The organism is Weissella thailandensis (assembly GCF_001932615.1).
Taxonomy (GTDB): Bacteria; Bacillota; Bacilli; order Lactobacillales; family Lactobacillaceae; genus Weissella; species Weissella thailandensis.
This window is the reverse complement of the sequence record NZ_CP014332.1, coordinates 816,269-835,864: the sequence shown is the minus strand read 5'-3', so window position 1 is coordinate 835,864 and position 19,596 is coordinate 816,269. Positions and strand designations below refer to the sequence as shown.

The window sequence follows — 19,596 nt, the reverse complement described above, 5'->3', positions numbered from 1 at the left end:
ACACCTCTTTTCTAACTAACGATAATATTCTAATAACTGTTGCGATAAAGCACTGCGGAACGCATCAACCAAACTAACCATGTCAGCATAGCGCATCGATGTTGGCCCTAAAATAGCAATGGCACCAACACCATACTGTGCAACACGATATGTGGCTGACACAAGACTATATGGTGATAATAAATTATTACCATTTTCATCACCAATTTGTACGATCACCCCATCATTAGCCGTTCCAACAACCCGTCTCATATCTTGCGCCGAATCAAGTAACTGGTATAGTTGCTTAACATCTTGCAAGCTTGAATCAACGGTGAAGTCAAGAACATTTAAATAACCACCGATAAACACGTTATCATGAATCGATCGTGCTAATACGTCACCAAACAATTGTAAAAATGCAACTGGTGTACGAATAACTCGCTCCATTTGCCAAGGTAAATCACCAGTTAATGTCCTTAACACTTCGACAATGGGCTGATTAACTAACGTTCGATTAATATAATCAACCATATCATCAAGATTTCTAATAGACATCCCCTCTGGTAATCTAAAACTTTGACTCGTAACTTGTCCATCATTAGTAACAATAATAGCCATGATTTGCTGGCCATTTATGGGTACTAAGCGGAACCCTGAAAGCCGAATATCAACTGATTCAGGTTTAAGGGCAACAACCGTATAGCCTGTCAGACTCGCTAACTCATCTACCATCGTCTGCATCAAATCGTCAATCTCTTCGAAATTTCGATTAAATACACGTTCTAATGATTTTTGAACAACTCTTGATAGATGATGTTGATGCATTAATTCATCAACATAATAGCGGTAGCCCCGTTGTGAAGGCACGCGACCCGATGAAGTGTGCTCTTTTTGTAGCAAGCCCAATTCCTCTAGTAGTGCCATTTCATTTCGCACAGTTGCTGAGCTGACTGCTAGATCTAATTCACTTAACAGTGTTTTAGATCCAACAGCTTTGCCGGTTTTTGCGTAATCGCGAATTATTGTGGCTAATATTAGCCGCTGTCTCTCCGTTAACATACGCGTCACCTTTCTTAGCACTCTCAACTACTTCGTGCTAACAGTTATTATAGTACACGCCTTATATTAACTTGTCAACACTTTTTAGCACTCTTTATTATTAAGTGCTAATTGTAGAAAATGAACTACGCAAAATCTTGCGTATCCGTTGCCTTATTACTACTTTGTCAGTGCCTATACAAAGACGTTGATTGTCACCATCTGTCCATTTTTTATTTCAGCGCTTTAGTAATTGGATCAAAATAGTAAGCAGTCTGATCGATTATTTGCCAATCGGTCAACAGAATATTGTTTTTGGCATACTGTCGCTGTCCTTGTTCATTCGTTTGCCAACCATTCGAAACAAATAATGACTGATTTGATATATCCAGCGGCATGACAGATCTGTTTAAAACCATAAAATTTACAATAGTAGTGCTCATTAGTTTGTAAGTCATACTATTTGGATGAACACCATCTTTGATAGAAAAATAGTCATACGAAAATCCTGCCTGTCGCCAATTCAAGACCGGTATGCCAAAAGATTGGTAAACTTCTGTCAGAGCCATTCGTAGTTCTGCTAATCTATAATAACTTCTTTTATCTTTCATATATGATTCAAACGGCAATAAACCCATAATTTTTACATTTAAATTAGCTGAATGTAATCGCATAATATTCGTTTGCAGTCGTTGCTGCACATAACCAATATTATTATCACTGTAATTTAAATCATTAACACCTAACGACAACAATAGAATATCTGCAGACTGGAATTGTGGATCCAGAATAATTTTCGAAACGTTATTGGTTAGATCGAATGTACGCATCTGTTGATTACCACTAATTTGCGCACCAGAAAAAGAGTAGTCATTATTAACTCTTGCGTGGCTGACTTGGGAAATAAATTTCGGGCAATTCTCTTTTAATAACTTTGTGCCATCCCACCCGACCATCAACGAGTCACCAACTATCCAAATTTTTTTATTCTGAAAATAAAGTAATTGTGAACTGAACCCCAAAAATTGGAGAGAAGTTTAAGCAACTAGCTGGTCGGAAAGACTTCGGTATTGAACCGGAGTTTTTCCGGCCAGCTTTGTTTTAATCCGTTTATTGTTGTAGTAATAGATATAATTATTGACGGCAGACTTCAGCTCGTCATAGTTTTGATAATGGTTATTATGGACAGTTCCTACCTTCAAGAGATGAAAGAAGCTCTCCGCCATAGCATTATCTAGACAGGTCGCTTTGCGACTCATACTTTGAAACACATGGTTGTTCTGCAAACGTGAGACATATTCATAATTTTGATACTGGAATCCCTGGTCAGAGTGGATTGTTAAACGGTAATTTAATTTGGGTCTAGTATTTAATAGTTCATCTAGTGGTTTCGTAACGAAATCAACGGTTGGATGAAGATCAATATTCCAAGTGAGAATCTCACCACTATAAACATCAATATAGGCCGTAAAATATGCTCATTCATCTACTGTTCCAGAACCCCAACGCATTTCAGTAACATCTGTGAGCACTTTCTGATAAGGGCGGTCTGTTATAAATCGACGATTAACACGATTGGGTGCAATACGACCAACTGTGCCAACATATGAATTGTACTTACGAGTTATTCGGTTAAATGCAGTACAAAGAATACCGTTCATTTTCATGATTTTCAATACAACCTTATGGTTGGTATTAAACCCTTGGTTATGCAATTCCTGAGTGACACGACGGTAACCATAATCGGGATTTTCATTACGAACTGCAGTAATGGCATTAATCAAATCACGAGGATATTCTTTATATGCTCGCTTGCAAGCATCATAGTAGCTACTACTAGACATTTCAGCTACTTGAAGAATTAACTTCAATTTACATTTCAATTCTTGCCTTAACACAGTAATTACTACCGCCTTGTCTTGGTTTGTAATTTCTTTTTCTCCTGTGCTAAGGCCTCGAGTTTTTCCAGATAGGCTACCTTAATACGCAGTAATTCATTCTCTTCTTCAAGTTTCTTAATTTTATTATCTTCTTGCTTAGTCATAATTTTCTTCCGCCTTTGCTTATTAGATTTCAGGCGCCCAGATTCCAGTGCTCTTTCCCATTGCCAAATGGTAGATGGGGTACGAATATGAAATTTCTTAGCAGTTACCGGAAGCGAAGCTTTGTGCTCAAGTCGCCATTGAATTACCTTGATTTTAAAGGAATATTGATAATTTGTCTTACTTTGACTAGCGTTGTTTAATCCATAGACACCAAGTTCCTTGATATTAGTAACCCAGTTACGAATGGTGTCTGTTCCTTTAATACCAAACTTTTTCCGTATTTTATAAGGCGGAATACCTTGTAGGTACATCGTGACTGCTTCAATTTGTACTTCTTTTGAAAACATAGTAAAACCCCGTAAGTTTTGGAAATTACTCCAACTTACGGGGTTCAGTTCATTGTGGCAAATTCGACTGTTCATCCTTTTTTCGCACAGCAGTCAATACACGATATTGTTTTGGATGGCCAGTATGAAAAGACAACGCGTGTGCCATCACGTTATGTTCATGATTGATTCCTAATAAACATACGACAATCGCTAAAATTGTTTTTATTCCTAACATTGTAAATACCTCATGATATTCATTATTTCTATACTAATGGATATTATTGGCCTTTTTATCAGTAAAATTAAGCGTTAAAAAAACAGTAGTTAACGTCAAAATACGGCGTTAACTACTGTAACTAATTAATGATTAACTTTTTTATTTTTAGCAAATTCAACCTTTGGACGGAAGAACCAACCTGTAACAGTACCCTTAACAATCATCTTCAAACGCAAACGCATATTTGGCTTGTGGTTAAGAAATACTCTCAAAATTTCATACAAAACCTTTAAATGTGTTCTCATATACAATAAGAAGCCACGTTGGCGACTAAAGTACATTTGATTTCTAAATGCATAGAAATAACGAGGAACACGATTGATTGTGTCTAATGAAACATTTGAGGCAATGTTATTTGCCATCTTATGGATGACACGTGAAGTTGGCACCATATATCCAGGCAATACACGCGCTGAACGCTCAGTATACTCAATGTCGTCACCCCAAATAAAGAACTCCGTAATTGGCAAGCCAATATTTGCAACCATTTCACGGCTGAACATCACCGACACGAAAGTTGCATTTCGTAGTGGTTCTAATTCCGTTGCATGCAATGAAATTTTATGGAAACGCTTCTTAGGTGATGGCAAATTCATTAACGCACGTGAATTATCTGTCCAGCGAACATCAGAAGCTAAGAAACCAAATTGATTGTTAATCTTCTTAGCTGAATTGACCAATTCAGTCAAGGCTGTTGATGTTGGCACAGTGTCATCATCCATCAACCAGACATAATCATCCGTTGTTTCTTCCATAAAGTAACGAATACCTTTATTAAAGCCACCAGATCCACCAATATTTTCCTTTAGGCGGACATACCGAATAGCATCGCCCAAACTTGTTAGATATTCTTGCGTATCTTCTTTACTATTGTTATCAACGACGATGATATTATCTACCTTCGTCTCAGAATTTTGTAAGGCTTCGATGACCTCTTTTAACATTGGTAGCCGATTATACGTTACCACAACCGCACTCACAGTCATATCAGATAGTCTCCCAACTATTACTATTTTTATAAAAGAACCTATTTTAAAAGCTCAATTACATTTATACATTTGCGACCTAAAAATATGCTTAGATTACTTCACTTTTCTAGCAACATAGATTGGACGCTTTTTCACTTCTAAATAAATATTTGAAATATAACGACCAACGATACCAAGACTCAATAGTTGGATACCACCCAAGGCTAAGATAATAACGACCATTGATGGCCAACCAAAGACTGACGTATCAGGATATAGTAGTGCACGAATGAAAACAAGGATTGCGCCAAGCAATGCCAAAACGAAAGCAATACCACCTAGAACAGACACAAGCAACAATGGTGCCCGTGAAAAGTCAATAAATCCTTCAATAGAATATCTAAATAGTCCCCAGAAAGACCAAGAAGTCTTACCGGCAACACGGTCTTGGTTTTCATAATTCAAATATTTTTGCTTAAAACCAACCCATGAGAAGATTCCCTTTGAAAAACGATTGTACTCTTGCATGCTCAAAATAGCATCTACCATTGGTCGACCCATGACACGGAAATCACGAGCGCCTTCAACAATGTGTGTATCAGACATTGAGTTGATCAATTTATAAAACAGATTTGAGAACCACGAACGAACCACCGGTTCCCCTTCGCGACTTGTACGACGGGCACCAACTGCATCCCATTCACCAGACGAAACACCAGCTAACATTTCCGGTAACATTGATGGTGGATCTTGCAAATCAACATCCATCACAGCAACATATTCACCAGTTGCATGTTCAAGACCAGCATACAAAGCTGATTCTTTACCGAAATTACGGGAAAACGATACTGTGTGAACATGACTATCTGCTGCAATCAAGTTGTCCACAGCGTCCATTGTGTTATCCGTAGATCCGTCATCAATGAACCAATATTCTAATTCATAATCGGCAAAATTCTTATGTTCCTCTTCTATTGCATCATAAAATAATTTTACTGTGTCTTGTTCATTAAAGACCGGTACAATCAAAGATAATTTAGCCATTTCTTCCCCTTTTCGAAATCTTACTGCATTCTATTATAGCAAAATTCCGCTTATTTCCTATCTTTTATAAATTTTTTTACAAAACCAATACTTTCCGTAACGAGTTTGGCACGTAATATGAAAATGATGGCGAAATAAATAATTGCACCGACCAGAATACATACTACCGTACCAGTCGGATTTGCCTGTAGCCTTATTGTCATAGGTACAATAACGGCAAACATAATTGCCCCAGCAACCAGATACTTCCATGTTCCGGAGAATAACGTGCTAATCGATAAGTCATGACGAACGACTATCAGCTGATATAAGGTCACGACACCTTCTGACAAAACAGTTGCAACCGCAGCACCATACAAACTCCAAAGTGGAATAGTCACAAAATTAAGCAAGATATTTACTAATGCACCGATCGTCACTGACATTGTAAAATCCTTTGTCCGACTAATGGGCATTAAATATTGGGTTCCTAAAACGTTACTCCATGCAATCAGGACAATAATCGGTGACAAAATCGAAATTGTCCAACCAGCTGGTAGGAAAGATGGTCCCATATACCAAATGGTCATTTTAGGACCTAAAGCCATCATACCAAACATTAACGGTACAGATAACGCGGTGACAAAGTCCATCGACTTATAAATGGCTTTATTCACTGCTGCAAGATTACCCTTTGAAAAATAATTGGCAACACGTGGCAACATAACCGTTCCTAATGCTGTCACTAGTGCCAATGAAACTTTAATAATCTTATCCGCGTTTTCATAGAATGCCGATAATCCAATTGAGTCTGGCTGGAATAATGGCAACATGGTTTTGTTTAATTGTAAATAAATCTGCGTGGCAATTGTCGGCATAAACAAACCCAAAGTTGGCAACATATGCTGCTTAAATTCTAATGTTTTAAACTTAGGGAATTTAACTTGGCCCGGAATATAAAACCACATGGTAATGTTACCAGCCACCTGAGTCAGCGCCAATAGCAAAATGTAGTTATTTACATCGTCAGGTGATTTAACAACCAAAAAGATTAGAATAACCATCGCAATTTTTACCAAAGAATTACGAATAACCGTTTTTCTAAAATCTTCTAACCCCATGAAGTACCATGAGATATCTAATAAACCAGAAACAATGACCCATGTTTGTAAATAAAGTTGATGGGTATTCTGACTAAATTCACCCGAAACATGGCGCATTGAAAACACAAACACAATATAAACAATAATCGCAACCACACTAACACAGGTGTGCAACAATTGAATTTCCCAAAAACGTTTGTTACGCAAGTCAATGTCATCGCGCACATAAGCAATTTCACGTTGACCATAGAGTGTAATTCCTAAAGTCGCAAACAACAGAAAATAGCTGACGATTGAGTTAGTCCAGGCTTGGACCCCCATCCCTTCGGCACCCAATACGTGCGACAGATAGGTCATCGTGATTAAGGGCGCTAAAACAACTAGCAGCTGATAAAACACATTATATAAATAATTTTTAACGACTTGCATGGTTCCATCCTCTGTTTGTAATCATTTCTTTTGATTACGGAATAATTTTGTTTAAGACTGGGACTTTTTTAAATATAAGTATAATAATGAGACAAATAATCCAGACAATCAACGGTAATCCCAGTAAGTGAAATAATGAATCCGGATTGATATGTAGAAAATGAGTCACTATTTGAATGATAAATTCGTGAACAACATATACGCCAAGAGAAGCTCCAGAAAGACGTTTCAACCATAAGCCTATTCTAAGATTTGGTTGCCACGTCATTGGAAAATGGTGTTGGAAAAATAACCAGATACCTAACGGCAAGATAAACCCACCGATTGAAAAGATGTTATACACCTCACGAGCAGTTTCACCATGCCTGATTGAAAGGAAAACTGTCAATAAGAACATAAATAACACACTCAAGCAAGATAGACCGTATATTATCCGCCGTTGTTTATCCGATGTCTTAAAATTATGCAGATACCAACCAACGAAAAAGATACCAATTCCCATACTCAACGCTAAAGGAATATTTGATACAAGTTGACTAAATGGTCGATGTATCAAGCTATACCCATAGTTGATGATGCCAGTTCCGATTATATACAGCCAGATAATATATTCAACGACTTTTTTATTAGCTTTCGTTGCTAAAAGTGATAGAAACGGCATAGCGATATACACTGGAATAATATAGTAAAAGAACCAAAAAATAGGCTGAATCTGGTCCTGTTCGATGCCATTAATCAGTCCCTTAAATGACCAATCGGGATTCCCCATTATAAAATGATTCCAAGCATACCAAATAGTCGACCAGATAATGAACGGTAATAATACTCGCCACCCTCTTTTCTTCAAAAATGTCCTGGTATCATAACGTTCACGATAATTTAGTAGGTTAGCACCCGATATCATAAAGAATATTGGCACTGCCCAAATAAATAGTACCTGAATGAATACACTAAGATACCATTTTGAATCACTTGGTGAAAAATTAAAAGCGTAACCCGATGTATGCAACCATACCACTGCAAATGTTGCAACAATATTTAAAATGTCCAAATAATAATAATGCTGTTTCCTTACGTTAACTGGATTTTCCATGTCACTCCCGTCATTGTATATCAAACTCTTATAAACAAAACAAGGCACAATACACTGAGAGTGATTGCGCCTTGATTATCTATTAATCTATCAAAAATTAATGTTCTTCATCATGTGCGAAGTTAAAATCTGATGGAATATCAAACTCTTTACGTACTGTATTGAAGGCAGCATTGAACACTTGATCCATATCGTAATAACGATATTGGCCTAAGCGACCACCAAAAATAAATTGTTCCTTATGCTGACGTGCTTCCTTTGCATATTCCTTATACAGATTTGTATTCTTTTCATCGTTAACAGGGTAATAAGCTTCCTTAGAACGATCCCATTCTTGTGGGTACTCCTTGGTAATGATCGTTACGCCATCATCTGACAAACCATCAAAGTGCTTCCACTCCATTACACGTGTATATGGTGTTTCTGCATCTGTATAATTGATCACCGAATTACCTTGGTAGTTATCTGTTTGCTTTAGTTCAGATTCAAAGCGAACTGAACGGTATTCCAACTCACCAAACTTGTAACCAAAGAATTGATCAATCATACCGGTATAAACGATACGAGGGAACTCGGCAATATATTCGTCTTTGTGATCAAAGAAATCTTCATTGACACGAACATCGATCAAATCGTTGTCCAACATCTTTTCAAAGATTTGTGTATAACCACCTACCGGAATTCCTTGGTAACGATGGTTGAAGTAGTTATTGTCATAGATAAAACGAACAGGCAAACGCTTAATGATGAATGCAGGCAGTTCTGTTGCTTTACGTCCCCATTGCTTTTCTGTATAACCTTTCACTAGTTTTTGGTAAATATCTGTACCAATTAATGAAATGGCTTGTTCTTCTAAATTACGTGGCTCGCGGTCACCTAATTCAGCTAAAGCAGCTTGTTTTTGTTCTTCAATCTTAGCCTTAGCTTCAGCGGGTGTCTTCGTTCCCCACATTTCATAGAAGGTGTTCATGTTAAATGGCAAGTTATAAAGTTCACCTTTATAGTTAGCCACCACTTGGTTTTGGTAACCATTGAATTCAGCAAACTGATTGATGTACTCCCAAACCTCTTTATTATCCGTGTGGAAAATATGAGCACCGAAATCGTGGACAGTAATCCCATGATCAGTATGTGTATAAGTGTTTCCGGCGATGTGTGAGCGCTTTTCGATGATAAGTGAACGCTTACCACGTTTCGCAGCCTCGTAAGCAAAGATTGCTCCAAACGGACCGGCTCCAACAACTAAGTAATCATAATTTTTATCATTTAAAGTCATTTATTCATTTCCTCTACATATCTATAAAAAAATATCCTGAACTTACTTTACCATAAATCCAGGATATTGTGTTTTAAAAGTGAACCTTCTTATTTGTATCTTTAAAAAACTTACGCTTTAAAAATTGGGTCCCTTTGTCGAGCCAATTCGTCTTTTCCGTTGTTACCAACGGGAACTCACGGAACGTTTTTTTATTTGTATATAACCAAGTATCCATCAAACGTTCTGACAAGAAGCCGAACACTCGCCGGTCCTGACCCTCATATGATTCATAAGGAATCCGTCGGGCAACTTGATCTAACACGCCAAACATAAAATCCGTATATGACTGAAAATCAGCCTGTTTCATAATAGCCATGTTAAATAGATGCGCCTTCTTACTCTGTCCCATTTGTTGAAAAGCAGGTAGATATTCAGGGAATTGCTCCTTAATGACATCCTGCATGGCAAAATAAGGCTCATTTTTATGAGCATTTAAATAATGCTTTTCTTGTGATTCAATGTAGTAATCACGTTGTTTTGGTAACAAGACATCGGCTTGTTCTAATGCAGCGTATATTTGTTCTTGATCCAGAATATCAGCTAAATCATGACCAGATTTTGTACCAAAATACCGCCGATAATGTGCTAGGCCAATAACATCTTCGTACTGCAAGTTATACTTTGCCCAATATAATGCGGTTAATTCATTAAAAAATGGATTTAACTCTGAAATATTCTCACCTTGATCATCACGCAAATACCCTGTTGGCACTTCATCACGTAAAGCCGACCCAACCATAATCGGTTGATATCCTGCAACTTCAGGAATTTGATATGGTTTATGGGTTGCAATTAAAATCTTCATTCTTCTGACTCCTTTGCAAACACATCATTCTCAGCGATATGAACCACCCGCCAGTAAAAGAACAACATTAAGAAAATCGGCCATGACATCACATTTGATGGTGTGACTGCACTAACTACCACAACCACAACAACAGTCATATAAAATGCCTTAATTGAAATACGGTAGAACATGCTACGCTCGTCAAATTGACCGGTTATTTTTTTCAAAATAACTAAGGAACGCTTAATTAGACTAAACAATAGCCAAGCAAAAGTTAAGCAGAAGACAAGACCATATCTTGCTAGCCAACCGAAAAGATCATTCAAAATTGGATAAGCTTGCTTGCGATAAACTTGCATATACTCAAAATTGTTTTTTGACCACTCTGGCAAGTTATCTACAATATATTGTCCTTCATAGCCATAACCAACACCAAATAATGGATGCTGTAGCCATGTTTTAATCAAAGCAATTGTTCCACCAAGACGGTTATCCGTACCACCTTTTTGGAAAATCCAAGTATTCAACAAACTATGGATACTTGGTACAGCAACATATGCAACCACTACGCCTAATAGCGCAATTATTCCTAGGAAAAATAAACTGATCTTTTGTTTTTTGGGTGCCGCTAACCAGTATACTAACGCTAGAATACCAATTAATAAGAAACCCGTGGTTGTCTTTGCTAACAACAATACACCTAAACTGGCAGCACCTAATATCAGTGCCGTCCAGTAAATCCAACGATTCTTAAATGCTTTCAATGGTTCTTGTATCAACATCAACAAAAATGGACTGAATGCAATTCCCACCAACAATGCTAAATAGGCCGCCTCTGGCTCAAAACCATTGACACGCATTGAGGTTGCAACATAACTACCACTGTCATAGAAATCACGATTTGCCCAATGACGTTCAAACAGATGCGCAATTGGGTTGACCCAATGAGATAATGATGTCAAACCAAATAGATAGAGAATCTGTGGCAAAACAATTAAGCCAAGATAAACGGCCATTGTAATGAAGACAGATTTCATAAACTTTACGGCATCTGCATAGCTACGAATAAGCATTTTTTGAATCGTATAAGCAATCCAAATCGACAAGATGACTTGAATAAACATCATTAATCCATGTAATAAGCCATATATGCGTGTCGTCGACCCTACTGCAAATGATTGATAGGTCATTAAAATTAGTTGAGCAACAATAAACACACCCCAAATACGTAAAGTGGTCGTTTTCGGTAAAACATCCTCTAAACGTGCAGGCTGTAAGTATAGTTTAACTAATATAAACAGACCAAATACAACAACAGCAATTTGAGAAAATAAATCAAAGAAAAAGAATGTATATGTTTTTGGCAAAATCGCAAAAGGCATTAACCAACTAACCATATTTCACCCCTTTTTAAGCTTTTGTTGCTTTAAAATTTTTGAAAATACCCGTGAAGAAAGCTAATACAATCCCTACTGCCAGACCAGCAGCCAAACCAAAGACAGCTGACTTTTTAGGTGATCCTGACACAATCGAATCAACATGAGCTTTCTTAGGCGCTGACATCAATTCTGGTTGTGGCATAGTTGAAATTAGCTTAGGCGCGTTAGCAGCATAAGAATCCGTATAGGCATTCACCATTTTAACTGCTTGATTGCCCTTTTTAACACCGCGTACTTCTGCCTTGATTAACAGTGTGCTATCAGGTGTTGATAATGTCACTGCTTGACGTAACTCGCCAGCAGTAATTTTAACATGTTGCTTTTTTAACTGTTTCACAGCGGGATCAATAATTTGCTGATCCTTACCGATAGAACGATACGTTTTTAGCATCCAAGAATTTCCCATGACACGTGAATTTGGATCCTTAGCATTGGTATCATCCTTACCAACGTACATATCCCGTGAAGCACTAACACTCGTCACAGCTGGCTGTTTGTTCATAGCATACATCACACCACCACAAATAATACCTAATACAATAATCCACCAGGCGTTGCGTAATAAATGCTTGATCAAATCAGTTATAGTAAATTGATTGTCCATTTCACTATTTCCTCTTAGTATAAAATTTCTGACTTAAAGTATAATCAGTTAAATGCGAAAACTCGCTACGTTTCAGTATACAGGAGATGTAGCGAGTTTTATAGTTTTATCATAAATTCTTAAAATTTACATCGCACCTTTTCCCCTAAAGACCGCAATGACTGTCATAAATAAAATTTTGAAATCGAACCACAAATCAGCTTGATCAACATAGCCAATTTCTAGTTGCGCGCGTTCTGGATATTGAATTTCACTTCGACCACTTGCTTGCCAAAGTCCCATTGCACCTGGTTTGACTGATAAAAATTTGTCAACATCTTGACCATATTCTACCAATTCTTTAGCAACCACAGGACGTGGTCCCACAATACTCATTTCACCCTTCAAAATGTTTATAAACTGGGGTAATTCATCAATGGAAGTTTTACGTAGAAAGGCACCAAATTTGGTAATTCTAGGATCTTCTTCTGTTGGTAATTTATACCCATTTTCAACAAATTTCGCATAAAGTTCTTTGTTGGCATACAGCTTTTCCTCAGCTCCCACTACCATTGAGCGAAATTTATAAATACCAAACTCATGATGATTCTGTCCAATTCGCTTTTGTTGATAGAAAATAGGTCCACGATTTTCACCAAAAAAATAGAATACTGATACTACCAGAAAAATTGGCGATAAAATAATTAATGCAAATAGTGAAACAGAAATATCTAAAAATCGTTTGGTAAATAAGTATCCGGTTTCTGACACAGCGAAACCTCCTTCTTGTTTGCTAATGTTTTATAGATATTTTGCGTCATATTCAGGGTCTTGTGACGTCAAAATCTTTGGTCCATCATTGGTTATCGCAACAACATGTTCATATTGTGCTGACCAAGAACCATCCTCAGTCGTAACAGTCCAACCGTCTTCCTTAGAGGTCTCTACTTTCCAACCACCAAGATTGACCATTGGTTCAATCGTTATGGTCATACCAGGCTTTAAACGCAAACCATGGCCGGCCGTTCCATAATGAGGTACAGCTGGTTCTTCATGCATAGTTGGTTGAATACCATGTCCGATATACTCACGGACATTACCATAACCATTTTCATCGGTAACATATTTATCAATAGCTGCACCGATATCACCGATACGGTTACCCACTTGTGCTTGATCAATACCTAGGTAAAGTGCTTTTTTAGTAACAGCCATTAGACGCTTCACTTCATCTGATACATTACCAACAGCGTATGACCATGCAGAGTCAGAGTAGTAACCGTCTAAATCGACAACCGTATCAACTTTAACGATATCACCGTCTTTTAAAATTAATTTTTTACGTGGAAAAGCGTGTGCCACTTCATCATTCACCGAAACAGTTGTAGCATACTCAAAGCCTTCAAAGCCGATTTGAGCTGCACGACCACCATGGCTTTCAATATAGTGACGACTAAATTTTTCAATTTCCCAAGTTGAAAGTCCTGGTTTGATTAATTCACGAAGTCCTTTATGCATACCAGCAATAATTTCACCGGATTTTTTCATGCCATCTATTTCACGTTGTGACTTAATTGTAATCATTTATATTCTAACCTGCTTTTCTAAATTCAGTTTAACTAGTAACATTATACGCTTACTTTAACAATTCTTGCGAACTTTTCTTATTATCCATAAAAAAATGGCCATTTTCAAAACTTCTGAAAATAGCCATTATCAGTTACTTTATCGCAGATAAAAGGTCCCATCATTACCAAAATAATAGTCACGATTATTTATCTTCTGGTGTCCTTGCACTGCTCGACCATCAGCACCAACATAGTACCGATGTCCCCAAGCTGTTTGCCATTGATTATGTTGGCGGAAACCATGCGTAAACCAGTAATATGTTCCCATGTAAAAACGGAAACCAGTATATGGTAATCCTTTCTCGAACCATTGCCAGCCACGATTAAACTGAACATAACCTTGCCACGGTGTCAATTGGCCTTGCGCGTTAGCATAATACGTTTGCTTACCTAGCTTAATCTGCTGGCTCGTGCGTAAAAAGTGCGTCCCGTTATTACCAAAGTAATACTTATACTCGCCAATTTGACGAATACCTTGCACTGCTCGGCCGTCAGCACCAACGTAATAGCGCTTGCCCCAAGCCGTTTGCCATTTATTACCTTGCCTTACACCCTTATTAAACCAGTAATAAGTGCCCTTATAGTAACGGAAACCAGTATAACGTTTACCACCTTCAAACCAATACCAACCTGTACCATCATTTAGATAGCCCTTTGCTGGTTTACCTGTTGAGTAGAAAATATTATTTACTGTTTGCTTACTAGTCGTTGTTGTACTGGTACCTTGTTGTAAAAATGGTGAGCCATAATCAACACTCACATCAAACAATCCGACAACGCCAGGAAAACTTGTTTTTGAGTTCCATTGCCACGCGCCGTACTGTGTATGCCAAAGATTATTCGCAGTTGGTTGGTATGGATATGACGCCATCCAAATATTTCGCAAGCCAAATTGGTAAGGCTTTAATTGCGTTTCTGCAATATAACTTGGCGACGTATACAACATATAGCGTTGATACCCATTAGCTGCTAAACGGTCACGAAATGATCGCGCATTTTGTGTGACATCCCCTTGCCGAGTGGCAACATCCTCTAAGTCATCAACTAACACTGTATGATTCGGTAGTTGATAATTTTTGACCTGTGTCGTAAAGTAATCAGCCTCACTGACTGCACTAGCCGGTGTTTGATACTTAGAATAATGATAAACCGCAATGCGCAATCCAGCTGCTTGGGCACTCGCAATTTGGTCTCGAGCACTTGGATTCACATAGTAAGTGCCTTCCGTTAATTTAACAACGGCTCCTTTAACACCATGCTGTTTCATCTTGTCAAAATCTGCTGTTGTTAAACGACCATTCCATGATGACACATCCACAAAGTCCATCCGTGGCGTCCCTTCTTGTCCAGCCGTAATGCCTGGCACACCATTCGCATAGACATGATGTACTAAAACCGCAATACCGAGGATACTAATTATTAAAATTAGTATCAGTTGTTTAAAATAGTGCATCAAAAAATTACCTCATATTTTGTATAATTACACCTTTTGTAAGTGCCTAATCATATTACAATATTTGGTAATCTAAATAAGACCAGTTATTTTACATGTATTAAAAAAATAGTCAGCTTACTGATTCAACTGATTTTTAACATATGCTGGGAAATCAGTCTGTTGTTCCTTGGCTGCTTGCCAATACTGAGTAATCGTCGCATCATCGAGGCTTGAAGAATCTATTCCTGCCTCATAAAGTTTAATACGAGCTTCACGAACATTTACGACTTGAGAATCATCCGTTGATTGCTCATCATCAGTACCGTTGGTTGTCTCTGAACTAGTCTCTAACGTCAGGCTTTCATCCCCGGACAACGATGTACTACTAACGCTTGATCCTTGTGATTGACTAGAAGATTTTACACTTGACGTATTTGAGGAAGGCCCATTATCCTGCGAACCCTCATCCGCTGATTGGTTAAACATAAAATACATTGCAAAAATGGCAATCACAATAACAACGATAGTTATGCTCCAAAAAATATGTTTACGTTTCATATTAATCACCTCTAATTAATTGCAAATGCAGGAGTTCCTGCATCCCAATCCTGTGAGTCCTTTGATAATTTACTCAAAATGCCATCAACACTATTCCAACCACTATAAAATTGGTGATTATATGGATCAAAAATCTCCGTGTTTCCTTGATTATAGCCATAACCTACAACAGCATGCCCAATTCCAACGTTCACGAAGAAAATAACTGGTTTACCTTGTTTCAAGGCTGATTTCACTGCATTAGCTGTACTTAAACTTTGTGCTTGATGTCCATACGCATTAACCATTGTTTTTAGATCGAGTCCCGAAGCACCATACGACTCGTGAAACTGACTCACTTGATTTCCAACTTGACGTGGCGTCACATTAACACCATATGAACCCTTTAGGACCATGGCTACACTAGTTGGCACACACCCAGTTGCGCCGAAAGTACCACCACTTAACCAAGTATTTGACCATCGTTTATCCCACTGTGAATAATAATATGGTTTTGCCACTTTTTTAGGCATATCTCGTTCATAAAAGGTCCCGTTGGTACCAAAATTATGTTTCACACCATTAATAGTCACAATACCTTGGACAGCCCGGCCATCAGCACCAACGTAGTACTTATTACCCCAGGCAGTCTCCCACTGATTATTCTGACGAACACCCTTCTCAAACCAGTAGTATGAACCTTTATAATGACGGAATCCGGTGAATAGTTGTTCATTTTCGATCCAACGCCAACCTAAGCCAGAAACATTGACGTATCCAGAAGGTAATGCTCGTTGATAAAATGTCTTATTAGTTCCAAAATTATAAATCTGATTATTAATGACCCGCAAACCTTGCACAGCTCGACCATCAGCACCAACATAGTATTTGTTGCCCCAGGCAGTTTCCCATTGGTTATTCTGGCGAACACCGTTTTGGAACCAGTAATAGGCACCCATATAATAACGGAATCCTGAGTAAAGTTGTCCCTTTTCTAACCAACGCCAACCAACACCTGGTACGTTAATATATCCTGAGACGTCATCATTTCGTAAATAAAATGTCCCATTAGTTCCAAAGTTATATCGCTTACCATTGATCCATTGCTTGCCTTGCACAGCCCGGCCATTAGCACCAACGTAATATTTGTGACCCCAAGCTGTTTCCCATTGGTTATTCTGACGAACACCATTTTGGAACCAGTAATAGGCACCTTGATATTTTCTAAAGCCTGTATATGGCTGGCCATCTTCTAACCAGTTCCAACCACCGTTAGCTTGCGAAACTTCTGGTGCATAGACATAACCTGATCTGTGGTCAACTTTCGTCGATGGTGTGATTGCACGACTACTTAAACCGCCTTGTTCGTCTGTCGACTCAGTTTTACTTGAAGACGGTCCCGCTTCGTCTACCTGACTAGAACTAACAGTCGTCGTACTTTGACTTACTGGTGCCGTCGTTTCAGGAATACTTTGACTTGCTTGTTCCGGTGATTCGGAACTCACTTCACTAGTCGTTACCTGCTCACTAGTTGTTGCCTGCGATGATGAGGTATCATCAGCAGAAATTGTGGCATAACCCAGTTGTCCACCTGCTAATATACTTAGTCCGAATAGCATCGTTCGGTACAAATTATTATGATTTTCCATGCCCGTTACTCCCTTAATTTTTTGTAAATTATATCTATACTTTACCACTTCTAGTCTGACAAAACTTGCGCTAGCAAAGAAAAAAGCAAGAAAGACAAAAAATCTTTCTTGCTTATACTAAAAATACTATGATTATGCTTTACGACGTTTATCCCAGATAATATAAATGATCAAGCCAGCACCAGTTGCTAAACTAATTACCCAAGCAACATAAGTCGTTACTGGCGTCTTTGCATGAACGGTCAACTCACTAACTTGATGATTCGTTGTCTTAATAACCAGTTGCTTATTCTTGTTTATCTTGTATTGATACTGGTGATTATTTTGGTCAGTAATTTCATAGTTTAGACTCTGATAGCCAACCATCGGAATGGTCGTTTTTGTATTCTTAGCTAACTTTGCCTGATACGTCAGGCCATTAGGTTCAGAGGTTGCTTTGGTCTGTAGTAACTCATGGTTCTGAACGATTGCCTTTTTCTGTAATGATTTATTAAAATCGACATTCTCAGGCAGGTAGTCAAATGCACCATAAGTATTCCAATAACCCATCAAGTTTTCGAAGTCGTCATTGTTTACTTTAAAGTTCGCCATGGGTGCATAACTGACTGGATGCTTCGCTGTTGATTTATAATCAGTTTGCACAGCCAAGGCATTGACCCGATCGACAAAGCCATATTTGATGTTAAATACGGCAAAAGCGAATGAAAATAATGCTAATCCGATATATATCGTTTGTTGGAGCCATCTCTTACCAATGACGTTGCGAATTGCCAAAATTGCGCTGACACTAAGCAAGAAGATAGCAATAATGAAGACACGGTGTGGGAATTGTATGACCCCTAGCTTCGTATCATATAAATAATTCCAAACATAACTTGAGCCACTAAAAATGACAGCGACTGACACCAATGTCGCAATTTTTGTAAAACGATCCTGTTTACGCCAAGTTAATACCACGCCGAAGATGGCTAGGAAAGCAATAATCCCAACTGTGTTGGTTTTAAAACGGGCATCAGCAGCAATGGTAAAGGTTGCTTTCACGAACTCATGCCAATCTGGTGCTGCCCAGATAGTTAACTCTGTTGCTGCTGGAGTTGCTAATGTATTCCCTAACATGGCAATAATGAATGGTATTAAGAATACCAGTGACATTAGAATCGTAATCACAGCTGCAACTGATAAATTAGCTAACACATTCCAACGATTTTTTCGGAAAATCAATAAAAATAACGTAAAAATTGCTGTATAGCCAGCAACGATTGCAAATGATAGCACGTGAGATAAGATAACCAAAGTAAAACCAATGACTAACAATGAAATAGTTTTTTTGTCTAACTTAACCACATTATCAGTCGTTGTCTTGGCCAATCTAATTAATCCCAGTAGCACTAGTGGCATAAACGACATTGCCCAAACTTCACCAAATAACCATTGTTGAATAACTTGAGATAACGTTGGCGTTGCCATGGTATAAATGAACGCTGCCATGGTACTTTCTGTTAATGACAGTCCTAATTCTTTACTGACCCACTTAGCAATACTGAATTGGGTCATTAGTTGCACCCACATCAACACATACATTGCTGTGACTGGTGGGAAAATGAATTGCAATACCGCCCCGATATAAACCGGGAATGACGGATACATAGTTGGTACGATACTACCCATTTGATTAGCAGAAAATGTTGAGATAACTGGTATCAAATTACCATTTTTGATATGTTGATAAAATTCAAATATTCGACTGGCATGGAATTGTAAATCCGCTCCTGCATATAAAAAGCCAAACCGGCCGACATAGGCTAAGATAATTGCGAAAACTAAGCCTGGAATAAGGTAATAACATCCCTTCTTTATTGCACTAGCATGCATTTTTTTACTCCTTAATCATTATCTGTTTTTTAAAATTAAAGGGCGCTATTAACTTTAACAG

19 protein-coding genes and 1 pseudogene are annotated in these 19,596 nt (G+C 38.0%); all 20 read right to left on the bottom strand.

Annotated elements, in window-relative coordinates; translation table 11 throughout:
- Nucleotides 1-15: 15 nt before the first annotated feature.
- Nucleotides 16-1,041 (bottom strand): heat-inducible transcriptional repressor HrcA, encoded by a 1,026-nt coding sequence (gene hrcA / locus FOL01_RS04040; protein ID WP_075269459.1) that lies wholly within the window; start codon nt 1,039-1,041, stop codon nt 16-18.
- Between the two features lie 212 nt (nt 1,042-1,253).
- Entirely contained in the window at nt 1,254-2,042 is a 789-nt protein-coding gene (locus tag FOL01_RS04035) for an SGNH/GDSL hydrolase family protein (RefSeq protein WP_307722223.1), read from the bottom strand.
- 15 nt (nt 2,043-2,057) lie between these two features.
- Nucleotides 2,058-2,483 (bottom strand): annotated as a pseudogene (locus tag FOL01_RS11510) (transposase); the annotation flags it as partial.
- Nucleotides 2,484-2,498: 15 nt separating this feature from the next.
- On the bottom strand, nt 2,499-2,891 hold the full coding sequence (locus FOL01_RS10865) for an IS3 family transposase (protein ID WP_156834988.1): 393 nt from the start codon (nt 2,889-2,891) through the stop codon (nt 2,499-2,501).
- A gap of 35 nt (nt 2,892-2,926) precedes the next feature.
- Nucleotides 2,927-3,412: a helix-turn-helix domain-containing protein gene (locus tag FOL01_RS04025; protein WP_075269457.1), complete on the bottom strand. Its 486-nt coding sequence runs from the start codon at nt 3,410-3,412 to the stop codon at nt 2,927-2,929.
- 49 nt (nt 3,413-3,461) lie between these two features.
- Nucleotides 3,462-3,629, bottom strand: a complete 168-nt coding sequence (locus FOL01_RS11015; protein WP_156834987.1) for a hypothetical protein — start codon at nt 3,627-3,629, stop codon at nt 3,462-3,464.
- Nucleotides 3,630-3,754: 125 nt separating this feature from the next.
- Nucleotides 3,755-4,657: a glycosyltransferase family 2 protein gene (locus FOL01_RS04020; RefSeq protein ID WP_075269456.1), complete on the bottom strand. Its 903-nt coding sequence runs from the start codon at nt 4,655-4,657 to the stop codon at nt 3,755-3,757.
- A 96-nt stretch (nt 4,658-4,753) separates the two neighbouring features.
- Nucleotides 4,754-5,683, bottom strand: a complete 930-nt coding sequence (locus tag FOL01_RS04015) for a glycosyltransferase family 2 protein (protein ID WP_075269455.1) — start codon at nt 5,681-5,683, stop codon at nt 4,754-4,756.
- Between the two features lie 50 nt (nt 5,684-5,733).
- Nucleotides 5,734-7,194, bottom strand: a complete 1,461-nt coding sequence (locus tag FOL01_RS04010) for a flippase (RefSeq protein WP_075269454.1) — start codon at nt 7,192-7,194, stop codon at nt 5,734-5,736.
- Between the two features lie 34 nt (nt 7,195-7,228).
- Nucleotides 7,229-8,287: an acyltransferase gene (locus FOL01_RS04005; RefSeq protein ID WP_075269453.1), complete on the bottom strand. Its 1,059-nt coding sequence runs from the start codon at nt 8,285-8,287 to the stop codon at nt 7,229-7,231.
- Between the two features lie 97 nt (nt 8,288-8,384).
- A complete protein-coding gene (gene glf, locus FOL01_RS04000; RefSeq protein ID WP_075269452.1) occupies nt 8,385-9,563 on the bottom strand; it encodes a UDP-galactopyranose mutase in 1,179 nt (392 codons plus the stop codon).
- Between the two features lie 73 nt (nt 9,564-9,636).
- Nucleotides 9,637-10,410, bottom strand: coding sequence for a DUF4422 domain-containing protein (locus FOL01_RS03995; RefSeq protein ID WP_075269451.1), 774 nt, complete (start codon nt 10,408-10,410; stop codon nt 9,637-9,639).
- Nucleotides 10,407-11,789, bottom strand: coding sequence for an O-antigen ligase family protein (locus FOL01_RS03990; protein WP_075269450.1), 1,383 nt, complete (start codon nt 11,787-11,789; stop codon nt 10,407-10,409). Before FOL01_RS03990 ends, FOL01_RS03995 begins: the two co-directional genes overlap by 4 nt.
- A 13-nt stretch (nt 11,790-11,802) precedes the next feature.
- Nucleotides 11,803-12,435: a YveK family protein gene (locus FOL01_RS03985; protein ID WP_075269449.1), complete on the bottom strand. Its 633-nt coding sequence runs from the start codon at nt 12,433-12,435 to the stop codon at nt 11,803-11,805.
- A 126-nt stretch (nt 12,436-12,561) separates the two neighbouring features.
- Nucleotides 12,562-13,185: a sugar transferase gene (locus FOL01_RS03980; RefSeq protein WP_075269448.1), complete on the bottom strand. Its 624-nt coding sequence runs from the start codon at nt 13,183-13,185 to the stop codon at nt 12,562-12,564.
- Nucleotides 13,186-13,215: 30 nt separating this feature from the next.
- The gene (map, locus tag FOL01_RS03975) at nt 13,216-13,998 is read right to left on the bottom strand and encodes a type I methionyl aminopeptidase (RefSeq protein ID WP_075269447.1); all 783 of its coding nucleotides are present in this window, start codon (nt 13,996-13,998) and stop codon (nt 13,216-13,218) included.
- A 141-nt stretch (nt 13,999-14,139) separates the two neighbouring features.
- Nucleotides 14,140-15,495: a GH25 family lysozyme gene (locus FOL01_RS03970; RefSeq protein ID WP_075269446.1), complete on the bottom strand. Its 1,356-nt coding sequence runs from the start codon at nt 15,493-15,495 to the stop codon at nt 14,140-14,142.
- A gap of 117 nt (nt 15,496-15,612) precedes the next feature.
- On the bottom strand, nt 15,613-16,035 hold the full coding sequence (locus FOL01_RS03965; RefSeq protein ID WP_075269445.1) for a hypothetical protein: 423 nt from the start codon (nt 16,033-16,035) through the stop codon (nt 15,613-15,615).
- 11 nt (nt 16,036-16,046) lie between these two features.
- Entirely contained in the window at nt 16,047-17,663 is a 1,617-nt protein-coding gene (locus FOL01_RS03960) for a C39 family peptidase (RefSeq protein ID WP_075269444.1), read from the bottom strand.
- 132 nt (nt 17,664-17,795) lie between these two features.
- Nucleotides 17,796-19,535 carry a putative glycosyltransferase family protein gene (locus FOL01_RS03955; RefSeq protein ID WP_075269443.1) on the bottom strand — a complete coding sequence of 580 codons (1,740 nt, stop codon included), beginning with the start codon at nt 19,533-19,535 and terminating at the stop codon, nt 17,796-17,798.
- Nucleotides 19,536-19,596: the final 61 nt, after the last annotated feature.

Bases quoted from the DNA above. Each gene is read 5' to 3' on its own strand.
- FOL01_RS04025 (WP_075269457.1), bottom strand. From the start codon at position 3,412: ATGTTTTCAAAAGAAGTACAAATTGAAGCAGTCACGATGTACCTACAA.
- FOL01_RS04020 (WP_075269456.1), bottom strand. From the start codon at position 4,657: ATGACTGTGAGTGCGGTTGTGGTAACGTATAATCGGCTACCAATGTTA.
- FOL01_RS03960 (WP_075269444.1), bottom strand. From the start codon at position 17,663: ATGGAAAATCATAATAATTTGTACCGAACGATGCTATTCGGACTAAGT.
- FOL01_RS04005 (WP_075269453.1), bottom strand. From the start codon at position 8,287: ATGGAAAATCCAGTTAACGTAAGGAAACAGCATTATTATTATTTGGAC.
- FOL01_RS04015 (WP_075269455.1), bottom strand. From the start codon at position 5,683: ATGGCTAAATTATCTTTGATTGTACCGGTCTTTAATGAACAAGACACA.
- FOL01_RS03955 (WP_075269443.1), bottom strand. From the start codon at position 19,535: ATGCATGCTAGTGCAATAAAGAAGGGATGTTATTACCTTATTCCAGGC.
- FOL01_RS11015 (WP_156834987.1), bottom strand. From the start codon at position 3,629: ATGTTAGGAATAAAAACAATTTTAGCGATTGTCGTATGTTTATTAGGA.
- FOL01_RS03985 (WP_075269449.1), bottom strand. From the start codon at position 12,435: ATGGACAATCAATTTACTATAACTGATTTGATCAAGCATTTATTACGC.
- map (WP_075269447.1), bottom strand. From the start codon at position 13,998: ATGATTACAATTAAGTCACAACGTGAAATAGATGGCATGAAAAAATCC.
- FOL01_RS03965 (WP_075269445.1), bottom strand. From the start codon at position 16,035: ATGAAACGTAAACATATTTTTTGGAGCATAACTATCGTTGTTATTGTG.
- FOL01_RS03970 (WP_075269446.1), bottom strand. From the start codon at position 15,495: ATGCACTATTTTAAACAACTGATACTAATTTTAATAATTAGTATCCTC.
- FOL01_RS03990 (WP_075269450.1), bottom strand. From the start codon at position 11,789: ATGGTTAGTTGGTTAATGCCTTTTGCGATTTTGCCAAAAACATATACA.
- FOL01_RS04010 (WP_075269454.1), bottom strand. From the start codon at position 7,194: ATGCAAGTCGTTAAAAATTATTTATATAATGTGTTTTATCAGCTGCTA.
- hrcA (WP_075269459.1), bottom strand. From the start codon at position 1,041: ATGTTAACGGAGAGACAGCGGCTAATATTAGCCACAATAATTCGCGAT.
- glf (WP_075269452.1), bottom strand. From the start codon at position 9,563: ATGACTTTAAATGATAAAAATTATGATTACTTAGTTGTTGGAGCCGGT.
- FOL01_RS03995 (WP_075269451.1), bottom strand. From the start codon at position 10,410: ATGAAGATTTTAATTGCAACCCATAAACCATATCAAATTCCTGAAGTT.